General features: G+C 62.9%; 20 protein-coding genes. 7 read left to right on the top strand and 13 right to left on the bottom strand.

From position 1 onward, the window contains the following. The first annotated feature begins 1 nt into the window (after window position 1). The 3 genes from prpB to QP802_RS04090 all read left to right on the top strand — a co-directional run bounded on the left by prpB (window position 2) and on the right by QP802_RS04090 (window position 5779). Window positions 2-922, top strand: coding sequence for a methylisocitrate lyase (prpB, locus tag QP802_RS04100; protein WP_070975875.1), 921 nt, complete (start codon window positions 2-4; stop codon window positions 920-922). Window positions 923-973: 51 nt separating this feature from the next. Beyond that, on the top strand, window positions 974-2134 hold the full coding sequence (locus QP802_RS04095) for a bifunctional 2-methylcitrate synthase/citrate synthase (protein ID WP_070362990.1): 1161 nt from the start codon (window positions 974-976) through the stop codon (window positions 2132-2134). Window positions 2135-2329: 195 nt separating this feature from the next. Then, window positions 2330-5779, top strand: a complete 3450-nt coding sequence (locus tag QP802_RS04090) for a pyruvate carboxylase (protein ID WP_240492740.1) — start codon at window positions 2330-2332, stop codon at window positions 5777-5779. 17 nt (window positions 5780-5796) lie between these two features. Here QP802_RS04090 and QP802_RS04085 read toward each other — a convergent pair whose 3' ends face one another. Further along, the gene (locus QP802_RS04085; protein ID WP_070975880.1) at window positions 5797-6294 is read right to left on the bottom strand and encodes a GNAT family N-acetyltransferase; all 498 of its coding nucleotides are present in this window, start codon (window positions 6292-6294) and stop codon (window positions 5797-5799) included. A 64-nt stretch (window positions 6295-6358) separates the two neighbouring features. Between QP802_RS04085 and QP802_RS04080 the strand changes: the two genes are divergently transcribed. Beyond that, window positions 6359-7261, top strand: coding sequence for a chymotrypsin family serine protease (locus tag QP802_RS04080; protein ID WP_256006204.1), 903 nt, complete (start codon window positions 6359-6361; stop codon window positions 7259-7261). On the opposite strand, the gene QP802_RS04075 is transcribed toward QP802_RS04080, so the two are convergent. The 6 genes from QP802_RS04075 to QP802_RS04050 form a co-directional block, all read right to left on the bottom strand. Continuing rightward, on the bottom strand, window positions 7248-7733 hold the full coding sequence (locus QP802_RS04075) for a GNAT family N-acetyltransferase (protein ID WP_070975883.1): 486 nt from the start codon (window positions 7731-7733) through the stop codon (window positions 7248-7250). The genes QP802_RS04080 and QP802_RS04075 overlap by 14 nt on opposite strands. Before the next feature lie 3 nt (window positions 7734-7736). After that, window positions 7737-9509: an acetyl/propionyl/methylcrotonyl-CoA carboxylase subunit alpha gene (locus tag QP802_RS04070; protein WP_284817649.1), complete on the bottom strand. Its 1773-nt coding sequence runs from the start codon at window positions 9507-9509 to the stop codon at window positions 7737-7739. Window positions 9510-9645: 136 nt separating this feature from the next. Beyond that, window positions 9646-10329 (bottom strand): hypothetical protein, encoded by a 684-nt coding sequence (locus tag QP802_RS04065; protein WP_256007748.1) that lies wholly within the window; start codon window positions 10327-10329, stop codon window positions 9646-9648. 545 nt (window positions 10330-10874) lie between these two features. After that, entirely contained in the window at window positions 10875-11045 is a 171-nt protein-coding gene (locus QP802_RS04060) for a hypothetical protein (RefSeq protein ID WP_168156198.1), read from the bottom strand. Window positions 11046-11050: 5 nt separating this feature from the next. Beyond that, window positions 11051-11482: a hypothetical protein gene (locus QP802_RS04055; RefSeq protein WP_070975887.1), complete on the bottom strand. Its 432-nt coding sequence runs from the start codon at window positions 11480-11482 to the stop codon at window positions 11051-11053. A 191-nt stretch (window positions 11483-11673) separates the two neighbouring features. After that, entirely contained in the window at window positions 11674-12540 is an 867-nt protein-coding gene (locus QP802_RS04050; RefSeq protein WP_284817648.1) for a sulfurtransferase, read from the bottom strand. Window positions 12541-12835: 295 nt separating this feature from the next. Between QP802_RS04050 and QP802_RS04045 the strand changes: the two genes are divergently transcribed. Beyond that, a complete protein-coding gene (locus QP802_RS04045; protein WP_070975890.1) occupies window positions 12836-13894 on the top strand; it encodes a Cj0069 family protein in 1059 nt (352 codons plus the stop codon). Window positions 13895-13932: 38 nt separating this feature from the next. On the opposite strand, the gene QP802_RS04040 is transcribed toward QP802_RS04045, so the two are convergent. The 5 genes from QP802_RS04040 to QP802_RS04020 form a co-directional block, all read right to left on the bottom strand. Next, the gene (locus QP802_RS04040; protein WP_256020703.1) at window positions 13933-14328 is read right to left on the bottom strand and encodes a DUF3151 domain-containing protein; all 396 of its coding nucleotides are present in this window, start codon (window positions 14326-14328) and stop codon (window positions 13933-13935) included. A 5-nt stretch (window positions 14329-14333) separates the two neighbouring features. Next, entirely contained in the window at window positions 14334-14927 is a 594-nt protein-coding gene (locus QP802_RS04035) for a Maf family protein (protein WP_284817647.1), read from the bottom strand. Between the two features lie 3 nt (window positions 14928-14930). Beyond that, window positions 14931-15134, bottom strand: a complete 204-nt coding sequence (locus tag QP802_RS04030) for an acyl-CoA carboxylase subunit epsilon (protein WP_070362979.1) — start codon at window positions 15132-15134, stop codon at window positions 14931-14933. A 15-nt stretch (window positions 15135-15149) separates the two neighbouring features. Continuing rightward, window positions 15150-16676 (bottom strand): acyl-CoA carboxylase subunit beta, encoded by a 1527-nt coding sequence (locus QP802_RS04025; protein WP_284817646.1) that lies wholly within the window; start codon window positions 16674-16676, stop codon window positions 15150-15152. Between the two features lie 105 nt (window positions 16677-16781). Beyond that, on the bottom strand, window positions 16782-17204 hold the full coding sequence (locus QP802_RS04020) for a DoxX family protein (protein WP_070362977.1): 423 nt from the start codon (window positions 17202-17204) through the stop codon (window positions 16782-16784). A gap of 31 nt (window positions 17205-17235) precedes the next feature. Between QP802_RS04020 and QP802_RS04015 the strand changes: the two genes are divergently transcribed. Then, a complete protein-coding gene (locus tag QP802_RS04015) occupies window positions 17236-17958 on the top strand; it encodes a biotin--[acetyl-CoA-carboxylase] ligase (protein WP_256059602.1) in 723 nt (240 codons plus the stop codon). Between the two features lie 10 nt (window positions 17959-17968). Beyond that, on the top strand, window positions 17969-18430 hold the full coding sequence (locus QP802_RS04010; protein WP_246814899.1) for a hypothetical protein: 462 nt from the start codon (window positions 17969-17971) through the stop codon (window positions 18428-18430). Here the strand turns inward: QP802_RS04010 and budA are convergent, their stop codons facing one another. After that, window positions 18431-19168 (bottom strand): acetolactate decarboxylase, encoded by a 738-nt coding sequence (budA, locus tag QP802_RS04005; RefSeq protein WP_070362974.1) that lies wholly within the window; start codon window positions 19166-19168, stop codon window positions 18431-18433. Between the last annotated feature and the right edge of the window lie 36 nt (window positions 19169-19204).

Raw genomic sequence — 19204 nt, 5'->3', positions numbered from 1 at the left:
GATGTTTGTTCCTGATACAACGCCAAATGAGCGCCGACTGGCGCTGCGGGCCTCACTCGAGTCCGCCGAAATTACAAAACTGCCCGGCGCGTTCAATCCGCTGACGGCTCGGCTCATCGAGGACATCGGTGGCTTCGAAGGGGTCTACGTCTCCGGCGCGGTACTTGCCAACGACTTAGGCCTGCCGGATATTGGGCTGACCACACTGACGGAGGTCGCCCAGCGCGGCGGGCACATCGCTCGCGCTACGAACCTTCCAGTGCTTATCGACGCCGACACCGGCTTCGGCGAACCGATGTCCGCAGCACGCACTGTGGCTGAGTTCGAGGCCGCGGGGCTTGCCTCGCTGCACCTGGAGGACCAGGTGAACCCGAAGCGCTGCGGGCACCTCGACGGCAAGGAAGTGGTGCCGCGCGACCTGATGGTGCGACGCATCAGCGCCGCAGTAAAGGAGCGCCACGACGATGCATTCGTCATCTGCGCGCGTACCGACGCAGCTGGCATCGAGGGCATCGACTCCGCAATCGAGCGGGCCAAGGCTTACGCAGATGCCGGCGCGGACCTTATCTTTACGGAGGCACTCTATACCGAGAAGGACTTCGAGACCTTCCGCAAGGCCGTCGATATCCCGCTGCTGGCGAACATGACGGAGTTCGGTAAGACCAAGCTGCTCTCCGCCGGAACCTTGCAGGACCTCGGCTATAACGCGGTGATCTGGCCGGTGACCACGTTCCGCCTCGCAATGGGGCAGACCGAGGCCATGCTCCGCGACATCGCGGAAACCGGCACGCAGGAGCCGTGGTTGGACCGCATGCAGCACAGGTCCCGCCTATACGAGCTGGTCAAGTACGAAGACTTCAACCAGTTCGACCAGTCCGTCTTCACATATTCCAAGGACACCTACTCGTCCACATTCGAGTAATCCCTATCCCGCATCCCTAACCCAATCCCTATCCCGAAAGGACTTCATCCCATGACCACTCAAGAAATCAAGAAGGGCCTCGCCGGCGTCGTTGCGGACTACACTGCAATCTCCAAGGTCAACCCTGAGACGAACTCCCTGCTGTACTACGGTTACCCGGTCCACGAGCTGGCAGAGCACTGCACCTTCGAAGAGGTTGCGTACCTGCTTTGGCACGGCGAGCTGCCTGACAAGTCGGGCGCGGAGGAGTTCCGCCTCGGATGTATGAACAACCGCGACATCGATGAGGAGCTCATCCAGGTCATTAACTACCTGCCGAAGGACTGCCACCCGATGGACGTGCTGCGCACCGCAGTGTCCTTCCTGGGCACCCGCGACGAGTACAAGTTCACCCCGGATGCTGACCACATCCGCAAGATCGGTACCGAGCTGCTGGCGAAGCTGCCGACCATCGTGGCCACCGACATTCGCCGCCGCCAGGGCAAGGGCTACATCGCCCCGAGCAAGGACAAGGGCTTCTCGGAGAACTTCCTCTGGATGGTCTTCGGCGACGAAGAAGGGTCCCCGGCAACCATCCCGTCGGATATCGAGGCATTCGAGAAGACCATGATTCTCTACGCGGAGCACTCCTTCAACGCGTCCACCTTCACCGCGCGCACGGTGACCTCCACACAGTCCGACGCCTGGTCCGCGATCACCGCGGCTATCGGCGCACTGAAGGGGCCACTGCACGGTGGCGCGAACGAGTTCGTCATGCACCACATGAAGGAAATCGACGACCCAGCCAACGCGGAGCAGTGGTGCCTGAACAAGCTGAAGAACAAGGAGCTCGTCATGGGCTTCGGCCACCGCGTGTACAAGAAGGGCGACTCGCGCGTGCCGACCATGGAGGCAGCGTTCAAGAAGCTCGCCGCGGAGCACAAGGACCAGGGCGCCGAGAAGTGGGTGGAAATCTACGACATCATGGCGAAGACGATGTACGAGAACACGTCCATCAACATCCGCCCGAACCTGGACTTCCCGTCCGGCCCGTCCTACTACATCCTGGGCTTTGACATCGAGTTCTTCACGCCGCTGTTCGTGATGAGCCGCATCACCGGCTGGACCGCGCACATCATTGAGCAGTACGAGAACAACTCGCTGATTCGCCCACTGTCCGCGTACAACGGCCCGGAGGAGCGTCACCTGGACGGCACCTACCAGCCGCAGTAAGCCAGAACGACGGGTGGTCTGCCTTTGGGGCGGACCATCCGTTTTGTTTGTTTTTATATGAGATGCGTTGACCGCTGACCCCAACTTGGGGGGTAATCGCTATGGGAACAGATGCAATTGTGCATTTTCCCGTGGTGTGGCGCCAACCTGCGTTAGGATTGTCAGGCCAACCAAATAACATTCAAACTGTCACGCATGTCACAGTATGGAAGGATTGCATCGATGGAGCAGCTCCCCCTGAATGACCTCCCGGCATTCAAAAAGATCTTGGTAGCAAACCGTGGCGAAATCGCGGTTCGTGCCTTCCGCGCAGCATTTGAGACTGGCGCAAAAACTGTCGCGGTGTACCCGCGCGAGGATCGAAAGTCCTACCACCGACCGTTCGCCGACGAAGCCGTACGAATTGGTGTTGAGGGCCAGCCAGTCAAGGCGTACCTGGACATCGACGAAATTATCCGTGCGGCGAAAGAGACCGGCGCCGATGCAATTTACCCGGGCTATGGGTTCCTCTCGGAGCGCGCAGACCTTGCGCGCGCTTGCCGCGACAACGGCATTAAGTTCATCGGCCCAAGCCCAGAGGCGCTTGAGCTGACTGGTGACAAGGCGGCCGCTGTGCACGCTGCTGAGCGCGCCGGGCTGCCGACGTTGAAGGACTCCGAGCCGTCAACTGACCCGGCGGAGCTCGCCGAGATTGCGAAGGAATTCACCTTCCCGGTCTTCGTCAAGGCAGTCGCCGGTGGTGGCGGGCGTGGTATGCGCTTCATCGAGAAGATCGAAGATGTCGAGCGCCTCGCAGCAGAGGCGTCCCGCGAGGCGGAGGCAGCGTTTGGCGACGGCCATGTGTACCTCGAGCGCGCGGTCATCCGCCCGCAGCACATTGAGGTGCAAATCATGGCGGACTCCTACGGCAACGTGGTGCACCTGTTCGAGCGCGACTGCTCGCTGCAGCGCCGTCACCAGAAGGTCGTCGAGATCGCTCCGGCACAGCACATCACGCAGGAACAGCGTGAACGCATCTGCCAGGACGCGGTGAACTTCTGTAAGGAGATCAACTACGAGGGCGCCGGTACCGTCGAGTTCCTCGTCGACGAGCAGGGCAACCACGTCTTCATTGAGATGAACCCGCGTGTCCAGGTGGAGCACACCGTCACCGAGGAAATCACCGGCGTGGACATCGTGAAGAACCAGATGTACATCGCTGCGGGCGCGAAGCTCGAGGACGTGCACCTGACCCAGGACCTCATCGAGATGAACGGTGCCGCGCTGCAGTGCCGCATCACCACAGAGGACCCGAACAACGGATTCCGTCCGGACTCCGGCGTGATCACCGGCTACAGCTCCCCAGGCGGTGCGGGTGTGCGTCTCGACGGCTCCGCGAACGTCGGTACCGAGATCACCCCGAACTTCGACTCCCTGCTTGTGAAGATGACGTGCCGTGGCCGTAACTTCCAGGTTGCCGTCGACCGCGCACTGCGCGCGCTTAACGAGTTCACCGTCACCGGTGTCTCCACCAATATTGGCTTCCTGCGCGCGCTGCTGTCCGACGAGGACTTCCGCTTCAAGCGCATCAACACCGGCTTTATCAACGATCACCCGTTCTTGCTTGAGGCTCCTGCCGCGGCTGACGATGCCGGCAAGATCCTCGACTACCTGGCGAACGTGACCGTCAATAAGCCAAACGGCCCACGCCCGACCTCGATTCGTCCTTCGAAGAAACTGCCGGAGTTCGATTACGGCGACCTGCCACGTGGCTCCCGCGACGACCTGCTGGAGCTCGGCCCGACGAAGTGGGCGGAAAAGATCCGCAACCAGACGGCTCTCGGGGTGACCGAGACGACGTTCCGCGATGCGCACCAGTCGCTGCTGGCAACCCGCATCCGTACGAACACGCTGGTCGCTGCGGCGAAGCACGTCGGCCACATGACGCCACAGCTCGCCTCTGTAGAGGCGTGGGGCGGCGCCACCTACGACGTGGGCATGCGCTTCCTGCACGAGTCTCCGTGGATGCGTCTCGACGCCCTGCGTGAAGCCATCCCGAACGTGAATATCCAGATGCTGCTGCGCGGCCGCAACACCGTGGGCTACACCCCATACCCGGATTCGGTGACGAAGGCGTTCGTGAACGAGGCGGCGTCGTCAGGCATTGATATCTTCCGCATCTTCGACGCCCTCAACGACGTTTCCCAGATGCGCCCCGCTATCGAGGCTGTTCTGGAGACCAACACCACCGTCGCCGAGGTTGCGATGGCGTACTCGGGCAACCTGCTCGACCCCGCCGAGGACATCTACACGCTGGACTACTACCTGCGTCTGGCCGAAGAGATTGTCGACGCCGGCGCGCACGTCCTGGCGATCAAGGATATGGCCGGCCTGATGCGTCCGGGCGCTGCCGCGAAACTGGTCAAGGCGCTGCGCGAGCGCTTCGACCTGCCTGTTCACGTGCACACTCACGACACGGCTGGCGGCCAGCTAGCGACCTACCTGGCGGCCGCAAATGCTGGCGCGGACATTGTGGATGTGGCGTCGGCACCGCTGGCGGGTACCACCTCGCAGCCGTCGCTGTCCGCACTCGTTGCTGCCTTCGCGAACACCGAGCGTGACACCGGCATTGACCTGCAGGCTGTCAGCGACCTCGAGCCGTACTGGGAGGCCGTGCGCCAGGTTTACGCTCCGTTTGAATCTGGTATTCCTGGCCCGACCGGTCGTGTGTACAAGCACGAAATCCCGGGCGGTCAGCTTTCCAACCTGCGTACGCAGGCGAAGGCGCTGGGCCTGGGCAACCGCTTCGAGCTCATCGAGGACTACTATGCCGCGGTGAACGAGATCCTCGGCCGCCCGACGAAGGTCACGCCGTCGTCGAAGGTTGTGGGTGACCTTGCGCTGCACCTGGTGGGTGCGGGCGTGGACCCGAAGGACTTCGCGGAGAACCCGCGCAAGTACGACATCCCTGAGTCCGTCATCGGCTTCCTGCAGGGTGAACTGGGTACGCCTCCGGGTGGCTGGCCGCTGCTGCGCGACAAGGCGCTCGAGGACCGCCAGGAAGTCGACCACACGGTGGACGTGCCGGAAGAGCTCGCTGGTGACCTTGATTCCGAGGACCACGTGACGCGCCGTGCTGCGCTGGACCAGCTGCTGTTCCCGAAGCAGTACAAGGAGTTCCTGGAACACCGCCGCACCTACGGCATCACGGACCACCTGTCGGACCGCACCTTCTTCTACGGCCTTGTTGAGGGTGAGGAGACGATGATCTGGTACGGCGAGCTCGAGGATCACCTGCCGCCGCTCGTGGTCAACCTTGACGCCGTGGGCGAGCCCGATGAGAAGGGCATGCGCCAGGTCATCCTGACGGTCAACGGCCAGATCCGTCCGATGCAGGTCAGGGACGAGAACGCCGAGTCCACAGTCGCCGAGGTGGAGAAGGCTGATCCGTCGCAGGAAGGCCACGTTGCGGCACCGTTCGCTGGTGTGGTGAACGTGACCGTCAAGCCTGGCGACGAAGTCAAGGCCGGCGACCAGGTTGCTTCTATCGAAGCGATGAAGATGGAGGCCGCGATCTCGGCGACGAAGGACGGCACCATCGAGCGAGTCGCCTTCACGCAGGCAACCAAGGTGGAGGGCGGCGACCTGGTCGTCGTGATCTCCTAAAGGGTTTCTCGCCGCAGTTAGCCGACGTTGCAGTCAAACACCATGACATTGGCATCGTCGGCAACCGTGGTGAAGCCGAACTGCTCGTAACGGTGGCGCGCACGCTCGTTGTCTGGGTCAACCCAGAGAGCGACGCGGGGCGCGCCTTGTTGCGCTGCAAGCTCAATGACTGCGCGTAGCAGTTTCGAGCCGAGCCGGTGGCCTGCGAAGCGGCGTTCCACCGCGATGGCGAGCTCCGGCACGTCGGGGCCGAGGTTTGCGTGGCCTGCATCCGGGTCATCCCAGTAGCGCAGCCACACGCCACCGGCGGGGGTGCGGAACTCATCGCAGGCGATAATGCCGCCGTCGCGCTCCGGGTCCCAGTGGTCCACGTAGTCGGTCACCCCGAGGCGCTCCTCGTGCCCGACGGGCGCGGTTTCATCGCCGAATACGTCCGCAAGAAAGTTCAGGCGCTGCAGGTACATGCGGTCTGATTCGGTGGCTTGGCGTAGAGTAAACGACTTGTTTTGTGTCATGGTGCCACTGTAACGCGACTACTACGGATAGGCGCAGCCAGGGCCGTGCGGTACCCTGTGGCCTATGCGAGGAGGAACTGCACGCGGCATCGGGGCCGTCACTGTGGCGTTGGCCCTTGGTATCTCACACGGGGCTGCGGTCGCGGCGCCGGTGGTGCAGCAGGGGGGTCTGATTGTTGTTGGTAGCAACGTGAAATGCACCGTCGCGATGAATGACAAAAACCAGGGCGTGAGCTACACCAGCGCCCACTGTGGCAGCAACGGGGATCGTGTCACCGTCCAGGGGGCCGAAGGGCTCACCGGAACGTTTATCCCCTCGCCGTTGTACCGCGATGAGGAGGATTACACCGCGAACGACTGGGCCATGGTGGTCTGGGACGACGGCGTGGCCCTCGGCCCGAACTGGCTCAGCGGAGACACCCTTATTTCCCCAGGCACGACGCTGACCTCGAAGGATCGCGTGTGTACCTACGGCGGGGTGACGAAGGCGAAGCGCTGCGGTTCGTTCGCTGCGCGCCTCGGCAACACGGTGTTCAGTACGCTCCCAAATGGCCAGGCAGGCGACTCCGGTGCACCCGTGTGGGTCGAAGGCAAAGGAATGATCGGGCCGTACTCGGGCGTGAGCAACATCTCCTCATCGTCGGGCGTGCGCGGGCTTTCCCGCGCGGTTCACCCGGAAGACGGCCGCGACTACGGCAGCGATGACGAAATCGAGGTGCTCAAGCGCTGGTTCCATATCGACGGCCCCGTGGTGCACACCGCCAAGCGCCCAGTAGAAACGGCCGCGAAGGCAGGGGCGCAGTTGGGCAAGCGCCTGGACTCGCTGTCCTCCGAGGATGACTCCGCAGTGCGCGGTGTGTTGCCAGTCGTGCTGGCAATCGTGTTGGGCGTACTCGTCGCCGCGGCACCCGACATCGTCTCTATCGTCGAATCGTGGCGCTCAATAGCAGCGGCTAGAGGTCAATAACCATGGTGCCCGGGTGTGGGGCATCGGCAACATCCCGGAAGCCGAATTTCTCATAGACGTGGCGGGCTTTGGGGTTGTCGGCGTCGACAGATAAAGCGAGCTGTCGCGCACCCTTGTCGCGCGCGAGCTCGCAAGCCTGCTCAATCATCGTGCGTGACAGGCCCTTGCCCTGCGCGCGGGCTTCAATCGCGATGGCGAACTCGGGGATATCCGGCCCAAGGTTTGCCCACCCCACGGCGGAGGTATCCTCCCAGAACCGCAGCCAGATCGCCCCGGCCGGTACGCCGAGGGCGTCGTAGACGATGACGCCGCCGTCGCGCTCCGGATCCCAGTCGCCGATGTAGCCTGCGGCGTAGGTGGGGTAGTCACTGAACAGTTCGCTCGATTCATCACCGTGCGCCTCGGCGAGGAAGTAAATACGCTCGAGGTACGTGCGGTCGGACTCGGTGGCCCGACGGAAACTAAAGTCCATGGGCTACTTCAACTCCATGAGCGTTGCGCCCTTGGCCGCTTGAGCGCCCTGCTCGGCGGCCAGGCCCGTCACGACGCCATCCTTGTGCGCCTTGACCGGGTTTTCCATCTTCATCGCCTCGAGCACGACGAGGACGTCGCCCTCAGCGACGGTGTCGCCCTCTGCCACGTTGACCTTGATTAAAGTTCCCTGCATCGGCGCCGTCACGGCGTCGCCGGATGCGGCGGTCTTCGCGGCCGATGCGCGGCGCTTCTTCGGCTTGCGAGCAGGGCCCGCACCGGGCACGAGTGCGGAAGGCAGGGCTACCTCGATGCGGCGGCCGTCAACCTCCACGGCAAACACCTGCTTATCGACGCCTGCTTCGCCCTCCACACCTTCACCATCAGCTGCGGTGACGGCTGGCATCTCGCCATCCCAGGTCTCTTCGATCCAGCGAGTGTAGACGTCGAACGAGGTGCCGTCGCCGATAAAGGCGTCGTGCTCGACCATTGCGCGGTGGAAGGGGATCACGGTCGGGATGCCCTCGACGACGTATTCCGCAAGCGCGCGGCGGGCACGATTCAGCGCTTCCTCGCGCGTTGCGCCGTACACGATCAGCTTGGCCAGCATCGAGTCAAACTGACCGTTAATCGCCGAACCTTCGCGCACGCCGGAGTCCACGCGCACGCCGGGCCCGGCTGGCTCGCGGTAGACGTTGATCGGGCCAGGAGAAGGCATGAAGTTGATAGTTGGGTCCTCGCCGTTGATGCGGAACTCAAATGCGTGCCCGCGCGGCGTTGGGGTCTCCGTGATGCTGAGCTGCTCGCCGCGGGCGATACGGAACTGCTCGCGTACCAAGTCCAGGTCGGTGGTCAGCTCAGTGACCGGGTGCTCTACCTGGAGGCGCGTGTTGACTTCCAAGAAAGACACCAGGCCGTCAGCGCCAACCAGGTACTCTACGGTGCCTGCGCCCGAGTAGCCGGCTTCCTTACAGATCGCCTCGGCGGAGCGCTCAATGCGCTCGCGCTGCTCATCGGTGAGGAACGGTGCAGGGGCTTCCTCGATGAGCTTCTGGAAGCGGCGCTGCAGCGAGCAGTCACGGGTACCCACGACCACGACATTGCCGTGCTGGTCCGCGAGCACCTGCGCCTCAACGTGGCGAGCCTTATCCAGGTAGCGCTCCACGAAGCACTCGCCGCGGCCGAAAGCGGCAACGGCCTCACGGGTCGCGGACTCGAACAGCTCCGGGATTTCTTCCCGCGTATGCGCGACCTTCATACCGCGTCCGCCGCCGCCGTAGGCGGCCTTAATCGCGATCGGGAGGCCGTGCTCATCTGCGAACGCAAGGACTTCCTGTTCGTCTGCGACCGGATGTTTCGTGCCGGGGGCCATCGGGGCGTCGACAGCTTCGGCGATCGCACGGGCCGCCACCTTGTCACCCAGCGTGGCGATAGCCTCGGGGGAGGGGCCGATCCAGGTCAAACCGGCGTCGATAACTTTCTGTGCGAATTCAGCGTTTTCGGCGAGGAAACCGTAGCCGGGGTGAACGGCGTCCGCACCCGAATCCGCCGCCACTTTGAGCAGCTTCGCCATGTCCAGATAGGTCTCTGCGGCGGTTTCCCCGCCGAGGGCGAACGCTTCATCGGCAAGGGAAACATATGGTGTGGCCGCGTCGCTGTCCGCGTACACCGCAACGGACGCGATGCCTTCATCCTGGGCAGCACGAATGATGCGCACCGCGATCTCGCCGCGGTTTGCAACCAACACCTTGGTCACTTGCTGATTGTGAATAGGCACAAAAAATCCCGTCTTTCTCAAAGAGTCTGAGCTTTGCCGAAATATATCGGATTTTGCCACCCTATGTTACTACTTGCCGGTAGGTCCCAGCGATTCTCATAGCGAGGAGTGCATGAAACGCGTCGCGGGGGCGCGCTTAATCATACGTGCCTAGCAGGTAGCTGATGGAGGAGCTCCAGCGGTCGTGGAACTTTTCGACGTCCCCCGAGACCGCTGCTATGCCCTCGTCGGTGGCGCGAAGCTCGGCAGAGTAGTGGTTGACGAGCCCTTCGGCTGTAGACCTGCCGCGCTCCGACCATTCGAAGATTGCGCTGTCGTCCCCGAGTGGGGTGATGCTGTCGACTCGGTCGAAAGCCTTCATCTCTTTGATTGGTTTGCCGTCGACATAGAACGCTACTCCGTCGGTAATGGAGGCGCCGGTGCCAGCTGGGCGGTCCTTGTCCCCGAGTGAGCCGCGGAAGATGATCCAGCTCAGACGCTGACACGGGTCGTAGCGATTGTCGATGTCCTCGATCCAGTAGTTGAAGTCGCTGCCATCATCAGCGGGCATGCGCCCGGGCGTCGAGTTGGAGGGGTATGCCTCGCGTGGATCATTGGGTAGCTGGACACACGCATCCGCATTATTCTGCTGCGCTGGCTGCTTGGCAGGCGATGAGGCGGTGTCAGGGGTGTCTGAGGACGAGGGCTCTTCCACCACGGTGGTCTGTGTAATGGTGATGACGGGTGGTGTGTCTGTTTCGGAGCTGCACGCGGTGAAGGTCAGTGGTGCCAATACCGCGAGAGTGGCAGCTGATGCGCGGTTGAAAAGCATGCGTGTCATGGTTTCGTCCTGGGGTTAGATGAGAGGGGTGTGGTGACGCTGCCTGGGTCGGCGTCGGAAAGCATTTGGCGACAGACTATCAGTTTGTGCTTGTCGACGAGCCAGCGCTTACTGCGTGCCAGGGGGTTCGTGCTTGGCGCCGGAACACACAGGGCACTCGTCCAAGTGCCTGCTTGCCGACGCCACGTGGCACCCCAGCGTTACACTACGAGGCATGCTACGGATGGACGACTTTGCCTCAGTGATCTATTCGGCGGGCAAGGTTTTCGACAACCTCCGTACCAGACGGCTTGCGACTGAGGAGTTCTTGGCAAATGGCAGCACTGCCGGAATCGCCTCGCGGGCTGACTTGCAGCTGCTCCAAGACCTGCAGGACGCTGCACGAATTGCGCTGCGTGCGAAACACGACCGGCAGCCGGTGACCGCCGAGCTTGTGTGCGCACTCAACGCCGCGATCCTATGCGTAGCCGCGGGGTGCAGACACGGGGAAAGTGATTCCTGGCAGCCAACCTGGCAATGGGTTGGAGAGCAGGAGAGACTCAGAATTAGTCTCCGTAGTTCGCGAGGTAACGGATCTTCGGTGTGATCTCCACACGGCCTTTGCCCTCGCGGTGGCGCTTCATGATGAGCTTGGCCGCGGCGATCTGGCCCGCGTTCGGAGGAACGTTGGTCTTTGGGACGTAAAACTCTTGATTAGGGGTACGGCGCTTTTCCATTTATGTCACCTGCTCTCGGAGTCCCAACTCCTGGTTATTTGCTTGATTAATGAATCGACGAGGTCATTCTCATTATTTCCTAGGAAGGGCGCGTCATCAAGCGCATCGATGGCAGCGACACCGATGGCGACGACTTCTGGCTCTTTTGATACGCAAAGGTCCGTCGCCCAACGCAAATTTGAGTGCCATTCTTTAAGTAAATCTTGCTTTCGTGTGTTCTCAAGAGTTTTCAGGACTCCGTAAAAAGCCACTGCGGCGGGAATTGAGGGTCCCAGCACCTTAGCGCCTAGATCGAGGGCAGCTTCTCGTGTTACTGGGTCCTTGAAGATTAACGCTAAGTAAAACAACCCGGCGAACAAGAACAAGATAATGATCAGAAAATCTTTGACCCAAGTTAAGCCTTGGTCTGTAGTACCCCCACCACGTTTCATGCTCATAAACCATAGCAGACAGCCATGGGCTGAGAGCAGACCTGTGAAGGAGGCTCTTGAGCCCCACAAACACAAACGGGATGGGCTGGGAAGTGGTCCGCCCTGTCCTCGCAAAGCTTGACGTGACCGGTCGTATCACTCTCGCTCAGCCACGACGGCGACTACGCCACCGCCACCTGCCTGATAACCAATATGGCTTAGCGTTCGCCGCGCTCCACTGGCACACGCACCATGTTTCCCCACTCCGCCCACGAGCCGTCGTAGAGCGAAACCTGCTCGAAGCCGAGCACGTGCTTCAGCACGAACCAGGTATGGGCCGCGCTTTCGCCGAGCTGGCAGTAGACCACAGTCGGTGCAGCTGGGTCGAAGTCTTTATAGACGTGCGCAATGTCATCCCTGCCCTTGAGGCGCGCGTTCGGGAACACGGAGTTGCCCCACGGCACGTTCACTGCGCCGGGGATGTGCCCGTGGCGCAGAGTATCGACGCCACCATCCTGTGCGGCCGCCTCTGTTCCTGCGTAATGCTCGGGCGAGCGGGCGTCGATAAGCTGGGCGGGTGTTTCCTGCAGCAGCTCGGATGCGAAGGCGCGAAGCGGTGCGTCCTGGCGCTCGACTACCGGGTACTCAGTGCGTGGATACTCCGGCACCGCGAAGGAGGTATCGCGCTCTTCGCCCATCCAGGCGTCGCGGCCGCCGTCGAGGATGCGCACATCCGGGTGACCGAACAGCTCAAAGACCCACGCCGTGTAGGCGGCCCACCAGTTGGAGCGGTCGCCGTAGATCACCACGGTATCGTCGCGGGAGATGCCGCGCGCGCTCATGAGTTCTGCGAAGGCCTCGCCGTCGATAAAGTCGCGCTGCACAGGATCATTGAGGTCGTTGTGCCAATCGATCCGGACGGCGCCTGGGATGTGCCCAATGTCGTAGAGGAAGGCGTCCTCGTCGCTTTCGACCACCCGCAGACCCGGCATGCCCAAGCGTGCAGAAAGCCACGCGGCTGACACGAATCGTTCCGGATGTGCGTAGTTCGCAAACTGCGAGTGATCGTCGAGTTCGATGCCCACGGTGGGTTAACCTCCAATAGCAATGGCCAATAACACAGAGCGAAGTTACTTACTGCCCCTCACCCTACATGTCAAGGAAAATAGGTGACGCAAAATTCCGCAAAAACGGGTCCAGTGTGCGCGGTGTCACTCGCGTGCGCAGGGTGTATTCACGGGGGTTATACGCGGTGTGAACTTGGGCACGTTTTCCCAGGCGAGTGCGGAAAAATTCATCCTGCCAAATAAAGTTACTAATTGGAACATACAGACACCCGTTTCCACCCACAAGGTGGGACAATGACTAGAAAGGTGCCCCATGCATAAAGCTATCGTCGTATTCGAGGTCGAGGGCGGCTCGGATAAGTATTTCGACGGACACCGGAAAGACACCATGCCGATCGTCAACGCGATCAAGGCCATGGGATGGCACGCCGAAGTTGTCTTCTACCGCCCCGAGTGGAAAGACGCGATCTACACCTACGTCTCCGAGAACTTTGACGGCTACATCTCCCGCGTAAACCCAGGCAACATCCCTGGCGGCGAGAAGGGCTACTTCGACCTGCTCACCAGCCTTTCCGTTGCGGGCCTGGTCGGTATGTCCACGCCGGGCGAGATGATGGCCTACGGTGCAAAGGACGCCCTGGTGAAGCTGAAGGACACCGACCTCGTCCCGTCCGACACCGCCGCGTACTACGACGTCGAGACCTTCCACGAGACCTTCCCGACGTCCCTGTCCTACGGCGAGCGCGTACTGAAGCAGAACCGTGGCTCGACCGGCGAGGGCATCTGGCGCGTCCGCATCGCTGACGAGGACCTCGCGGCCTCCGTCGAGCCAGGCACCGCGCTGCCGCTGGACACCAAGATCCGCTGCACCGAGGCCGTCGACAACCACACCGAGACGCGTGAGCTCGGCGAGTTCATGACCTTCTGCAACCAGTACATCGTTGGAGACAACGGCATGCTGGTGGACATGCGCTTCATGCCACGCATCGTCGAGGGCGAGATCCGCATTCTGCTCGTCGGCCCGCACCCGGTGTTCGTTGTGCACAAGAAGCCGGCAGAGGGCGGCGATAACTTCTCCGCGACCCTGTTCTCCGGCGCGACGTACACCTACGACAAGCCAGAGGCATGGCAAGAACTCATTGACATGTTCGCTGAGGCCCGCCCGGTCATCGCCGAGAACCTCGGCGGCGACAACATCCCGCTCGTCTGGACCGCGGACTTCATGCTGGCCGACGGCGAGAACGGCGAGGACACCTACGTGCTCGGCGAGATCAACTGCTCCTGCGTCGGCTTCACTTCCGAGCTCGACATGGGTATTCAGGAGCTCGTTGCGCAGGAGGCAATCAAGCGCGTCGAGGCGAAGTTCGCCTAGTCGCGTTTAGCCATAGGCGCCATGGCGCCGACCGGGGTTTAGAGGAGCGTAGCGACGCTGTCCGGGTCGGCGTCGGAAAGCATTTGGCGGCAGCGGTCGTACTCGGCGTCGTCGCCAATGGCCTTGGAGGCCAGGGCGAGCATCGCGATAGCCTTGAGCACCGGCACGTTCGCCTCGTGTGAGGCCGGAACCGGGCCCCAGCCCTTCCAGCCGTTGGCGCGCAACCGGTCGAGTGAGCGGTGGTATCCGGTGCGGGCGTACGCGTAGGCGACGATCGTGTCGCCGTCTGCCAGCTCGCGCTCGGCGCGGGCGGCCCACACGGCGGGGGAATCGGGGTGCGCGACGGCGGTGGCGTCGGCAAGCAGGTCGCAGCCGGTGGCTGGGTCTTCTGGGAGGTGGATCGGATCAGGGGCAAGCATGTCGTTGAACTTCATGCCGACTAGGATACCCAGAACTCCGACGCGTCCAGTCCGAAGTGATAGAGGCAGCGCCGCAGCAGCGGCATGGACAGGCCGATGACGCTGGTCGGGTCGCCGTCAATGGAGTCAATAAACCAGGAGCCGAGTGCCTCTAGCGTGAACGCGCCCGCGCACTGCAAAGGCTGACCGGAGCTGGCGTAGGCTACGATGTCGGCGTCGCTCGCCTCGCCGAAGCGGATGGTGGTGCGCACGGTGTCCGTGACCCACTCGCCGTTGTAGGCGACGGCGTGGCCGGTGAGCAGCTCTGCGGTCTTGCCGCGCTGTGCTCGCCACCGCTCGATCGTGGCCTCAACGGTGTGCGGCTTGCCTAGCAGCTGACCGTCCAGGAGCAGCATGGAATCGCAGCCGACCACGACGTCATCCGGGAACTCGCCGGCGACGGTCTCGGCCTTCGCGCGGGCGAGGGCGGCGACGGTGTGCGCTGGTGGGGCGTCGGCAAGCGAGGCGATCACCGCATCCTCGTCGATGTTGGCGGGCCGAAGCACAGGCTTGACGCCACCCTGCTCGAGCAGCATTCGGCGCGACGGCGACTGCGAGGCGAGAACAATCCGCATGGCTTAGGAGTACGTCGAAGGGGAGAACGCGAGCGGGTTAAACAGCGTCGGCGCATGCACCGGCGAAGGCGCTACGCCCCACAGGTTGCGCTGCCCGCGCTTCGCGGCCTGGGCCTGCTGCTGCAGTTGCTCCAGCACGAGGCGTAGCGCCTCGACCTCCTCGGGGGAGGGGTTGCCTTTCACAACGTCGAAGGGGAGGGAAGACATACGTTCCTTTCGTGGTTACAGCGGCAGGTTGCCGTGCTTCTTCTGCGGCGGATAGACAACCTTGCGCTCCAGCAGGCGCAGGCCCTCCACGACCTGGGCGCGGGTGTCGCTAGGTGCGATGACGGCGTCGACAAGGCCGCGCTCGGTAGCGACGTAGGGGTTGAGGTTTTCTTCCTCGTACGCCTGCGTATCGACGCCCAACGCCTCAGCAGCCGTCGGTGCGTCAGCCAGCGCGATCTGCGCGGTCGGCCACGCGAAGACAAGGTCAGCGCCCAGGCCCTTCGAGCCGAGCACCGAGTAGGCGGTGCCGAGCGCCTTGCGCGTGATCACAGTAATGGTGCCCACCTGGGCCTCAGCGAAGGCGTACGCCAGCGTGGACGCAGCGGACAGGGCGCCTGCCTGCTCCTCCTCGACGGTCGGGACGAAGCCTGGGCAGTCCACGATGTGCAGCAGCGGCAGGTTGAACGCGTCGCAGGTGCGGATGAAGCGCGCGGCCTTTCGGGCAGCGTCGGCGCTCAGGCAGCCAGCGAGCACACTTGGCTGCGTGGCTACGATGCCGAGCGCCCGACCGTCAATGTGCGCAAACCCGGTGACGACGTTGCCGGCGTGGGCGCCGCCGAGCTCGTAGAAGTCGCCGTCGGTGATCGTCTCGATGACGGTGGTGATGTCGTATGGCTGGGCGTCCTCGTCGGGAACCAGGGAGTCAAGCACGCTGGCGTCAGCGCCCTCGGCGGCGTCAGCCACGGGAGCAGCCGCGCGGTTGTTCAGCGGCAGGTAGCTCATGAGCTTGCGCACCTCGTCGACAGCCTGCTCGTCGGTGCTGACGCGAATGTTTGCAACACCAGTGGTGGCCGCGTGGACGTCCGCGCCGCCGAGCTGCTCCGCGGTCACCTCGCTACCAGCGACCTTGGAGGCGACGTCGGTTGCGGCCAGGTGAAGGCTTGCGCCATCAACCATGATGCGCATGTCAGCCAGCGGGACAGTGGTGGCAGCAAGCGTGGCAACCTCGCCGGCAACCACGGCGATCTGCGGCAACAGGCCAGAAGCCTGCGTCGCAGCACGCAGGATCTTCGCCTGCATGTGAGCCGTGACGACGCCCTCCTGCCAGCGCGGGCCGAGCGAGTCGTAGAACCCGATTACCGGCACGCCAGTCTTTGCGGCCAGCTCGTAGACTTTGAGGATCTTCTCGGCGTACACCTCGCCGATGCCGCCGTCGAAAATGGTGGCGTCCTGGGAGAATACGCACACGCGGCGGCCGTTGATAAGGCCGTAACCTGCCACGACACCGTCCGTCGACGGCTTGGTGCGGTCCATCTTGTATGCCTCGACGCGGTGGCGTGCCAGCGCGTCGACCTCCACGAAGGAGCCCGCGTCCAGCAAACGCTCGACACGCTCACGCGCAGTCAGGTCCCCGGCCTCGTGGACCGCGTCGATCGCGTCCTGGCCAAGCGGCGCCTGGGCCTCGTCAAGCCGGTTGCGCAGATCTTGGATACGGCCTGCAGTCGTCGACATGTCAGGTTTGGAAGAAGATTTATCGCCCATATCGCCTCAGTCTAACTAGCACGGAAAGAAAACCACATTATAAATCGCGCGGCGGGGCCCTTATGTTTCAGGTGCCAGGACGCCAACACGGCACGGGCAACGCGCTTAGCGCATGCTCGGGTCCTTGAAAATGCTCCACGCAGCTGAGATCAGCGGCAGCTGCAGCGGAAGTCGACCGATGCTGATCACCTGCTTTTGCCACGGCTTGTTGCGCCACTGGCGGGCCATCTCGAAGTTCGCAGGCCACACGGCCAGCAAGAGCGCTGCTGCGAAGCCACCACCGAGTTTGCGCAGCTTCGGCGCACGTTTCTGGTGTCCCGCATGTGACGCCGGGCCAAGCTTGGGCGCGGCCAGCAGCACAGCAGCTGCCAACTCCGCGGCGCCGGACGCGTAGGTATACGTCCGGGCCTCACCTGGGAGGGACTCGGGAACGATCGAATCGAAAGGTTCTGGTTTGATGAAGTGCAGGATGCCGGCCACCCCGAACGTCGGGATGAGTGCCTTGCGGAGGAAACGTTGAATCGTCATGTGTCTAACAGTAGCGCTAGATTAGGTCAACATGAATGCTGAAGAACTGAGCAGGCTCCAGCGGGGCGTCGAAAAGTATTGGCCGGTGGTGCGCTGGGTGGAAACCACCGGGTCGACGAACGACGATCTCCTCAACAAAGGCGAACCCGGCACCGTGCTCATCGCGGGGGAGCAGACGGCGTCGCGCGGGCGACTTGGCCGCAAGTGGGTCAGCCCGAAGGATGCGCAGCTGGCGATGAGCATGGTGCTGCCCATCGACGACAACCCGCCACCGTTCGGGCTGCTGTCGATCGCGCCCGGTGTCGCGGTGACCGACGTCGTGCCGCAGGCCCAGCTCAAATGGCCGAACGACGTGCAGATCGGCGGGAAGAAGCTCGCCGGGATTCTCTCCGGGCTCGCGGACGGGCGCGTAGTGGTCGGCATCGGCATCAACGTCAACTTCGAGCGCGAGCAGCTGCCCATCCCCACCGCAACGGCGCTGAATCTCGAGGGGATCGACGTCGACTTCGTGGACTTCACCACGCAGGTGCTGTGCGCGATGGGTGAACGTTTCGCGCAGTGGCAGCAGCGCGACCCGCAGCTGCTGGCCGACTACCGCAAAGTGTGCAGCACGATCGGGCAGCACGTGCGCATTGAGCTGCACAACGGCGAGGTGATTGGCACCGTCGATGGCGTCAACGACGAGGGCGAAGTGATCATCGACGGCACGGCATACAGCGTCGGAGATGTGCACCACCTCCGGCCGAAACAGTAGGATCTGTGCCGTGCAACAGTCGCGGGTGAAGTTTCAGCTGGCAGAGGGCGAGACCGTCCTCGCCGACACGAACCCGCCGTTAACGAGCCTCATTTTCCCGTTGCTCGAGCTCATCGTGATCACCGGGATCGCCTGGATTGCCATCGGCTGGATGGACGTCACCCCGTTTGTGAACCCCCAGGCGCACAACATCGTGGTTGCGGTGTGGGCGCTGCTGTCGGTGTGGCGCTTCGTGTTGCCGGTGGTTCGCCACCGCCGCCAGCGTTTCCTGCTCACCGACCGCCGCATCCTCGCCCGCTCGGCGCGCGGTGCGGTCGACTCCATCCCGCTGCGCCAGATTCATTCTTTTCGACGCCAGCGCGGCGGGCTGTCCATCGCCCTGTGGGGGTTCGACCAGCCGGTGTTCTTCCCGCAGGTGGGGAAGGCGCGTGCGGTGGAGCGTGCGCTGGACGAGAGCCTGCGCCGCCGCTAACTACTCCTTAATTTCCGTTGTGTGCAGCTGGCTATCCAGGTCGCTCGGGCTGAGACTGCCTGCCTGGAAGTCTGCCGTGATCGGCAGGTGCAGATCCATGTCGGTGGCGGGGCACAGCTCGATGACGGCGTCGTTGATGGTGTAGTCGAGCACGTGGCCGCCGGCGGTGCGGGCGTCGTCAATGAAGTGGACGTGGCAGCCGGGCACCCCGATGCCTTTGGCGTAGGCGGGGGTGCGGAAGCCGCCGATGATGCCGTGTACGTCGGTGAAGTGGTGCTCGGCGTCATCGCCGATGGCCTCCGTCATGGGGCGGTACGGTTTCTCCTGCTTGGTCACGGTGCGGGTGACCACCTCGTCGAAGGTGCCGGTGATTCTGACGGCGTAGAAGAAGTTGTGGCTCGGCTCGAGCGCGTCGATGAACTCGGCCAGTTCCGCGCGGCGCATGCCTTTCGGCGCGTCGACGCGGATGCGCGGCACAAAGTTCGTCACGACGGTAAACGGCGTGCGTTGGTCAAGGCTTGCGACGCGCGCTTTGCCGTCGCTGGTGAGCTGGTAGCAGACGCCGTCGAGAATGATCATCTCTCCGTCGAGCCCGTCGAAGGTGCCAAGGCCGAAGTTCCCTTTGCCGAGGATGTCTCCGATGGTCAGTTCGCCTTCGTAGATGCCGTCGAGAAGCGCGGTCATCAGTGAGTTCTGGAAGATGGTGTGGCGAACAATCGCGGGATTCGTTTCAGTCATGCCCACATCGTAGCGCCCATAAGGCTAAGGTAGTTC

The sequence above is a fragment of the Corynebacterium sp. UMB10119B genome, assembly GCF_030228125.1.
GTDB lineage: Bacteria > Actinomycetota > Actinomycetes > Mycobacteriales > Mycobacteriaceae > Corynebacterium > Corynebacterium pseudogenitalium.
This window is presented reverse-complemented; position numbering and strand designations above follow the sequence as displayed.

Bases quoted from the DNA above. Each gene is read 5' to 3' on its own strand.
- prpB (WP_070975875.1), top strand. From the start codon at position 2: ATGTTTGTTCCTGATACAACGCCAAATGAGCGCCGACTGGCGCTGCGG.
- QP802_RS04095 (WP_070362990.1), top strand. From the start codon at position 974: ATGACCACTCAAGAAATCAAGAAGGGCCTCGCCGGCGTCGTTGCGGAC.
- QP802_RS04090 (WP_240492740.1), top strand. From the start codon at position 2,330: ATGTCACAGTATGGAAGGATTGCATCGATGGAGCAGCTCCCCCTGAAT.
- QP802_RS04085 (WP_070975880.1), bottom strand. From the start codon at position 6,294: ATGACACAAAACAAGTCGTTTACTCTACGCCAAGCCACCGAATCAGAC.
- QP802_RS04080 (WP_256006204.1), top strand. From the start codon at position 6,359: ATGCGAGGAGGAACTGCACGCGGCATCGGGGCCGTCACTGTGGCGTTG.
- QP802_RS04075 (WP_070975883.1), bottom strand. From the start codon at position 7,733: ATGGACTTTAGTTTCCGTCGGGCCACCGAGTCCGACCGCACGTACCTC.
- QP802_RS04065 (WP_256007748.1), bottom strand. From the start codon at position 10,329: ATGACACGCATGCTTTTCAACCGCGCATCAGCTGCCACTCTCGCGGTA.
- QP802_RS04060 (WP_168156198.1), bottom strand. From the start codon at position 11,045: ATGGAAAAGCGCCGTACCCCTAATCAAGAGTTTTACGTCCCAAAGACC.
- QP802_RS04055 (WP_070975887.1), bottom strand. From the start codon at position 11,482: ATGAGCATGAAACGTGGTGGGGGTACTACAGACCAAGGCTTAACTTGG.
- QP802_RS04045 (WP_070975890.1), top strand. From the start codon at position 12,836: ATGCATAAAGCTATCGTCGTATTCGAGGTCGAGGGCGGCTCGGATAAG.
- QP802_RS04040 (WP_256020703.1), bottom strand. From the start codon at position 14,328: ATGAAGTTCAACGACATGCTTGCCCCTGATCCGATCCACCTCCCAGAA.
- QP802_RS04035 (WP_284817647.1), bottom strand. From the start codon at position 14,927: ATGCGGATTGTTCTCGCCTCGCAGTCGCCGTCGCGCCGAATGCTGCTC.
- QP802_RS04030 (WP_070362979.1), bottom strand. From the start codon at position 15,134: ATGTCTTCCCTCCCCTTCGACGTTGTGAAAGGCAACCCCTCCCCCGAG.
- QP802_RS04025 (WP_284817646.1), bottom strand. From the start codon at position 16,676: ATGGGCGATAAATCTTCTTCCAAACCTGACATGTCGACGACTGCAGGC.
- QP802_RS04020 (WP_070362977.1), bottom strand. From the start codon at position 17,204: ATGACGATTCAACGTTTCCTCCGCAAGGCACTCATCCCGACGTTCGGG.
- QP802_RS04015 (WP_256059602.1), top strand. From the start codon at position 17,236: ATGAATGCTGAAGAACTGAGCAGGCTCCAGCGGGGCGTCGAAAAGTAT.
- budA (WP_070362974.1), bottom strand. From the start codon at position 19,168: ATGACTGAAACGAATCCCGCGATTGTTCGCCACACCATCTTCCAGAAC.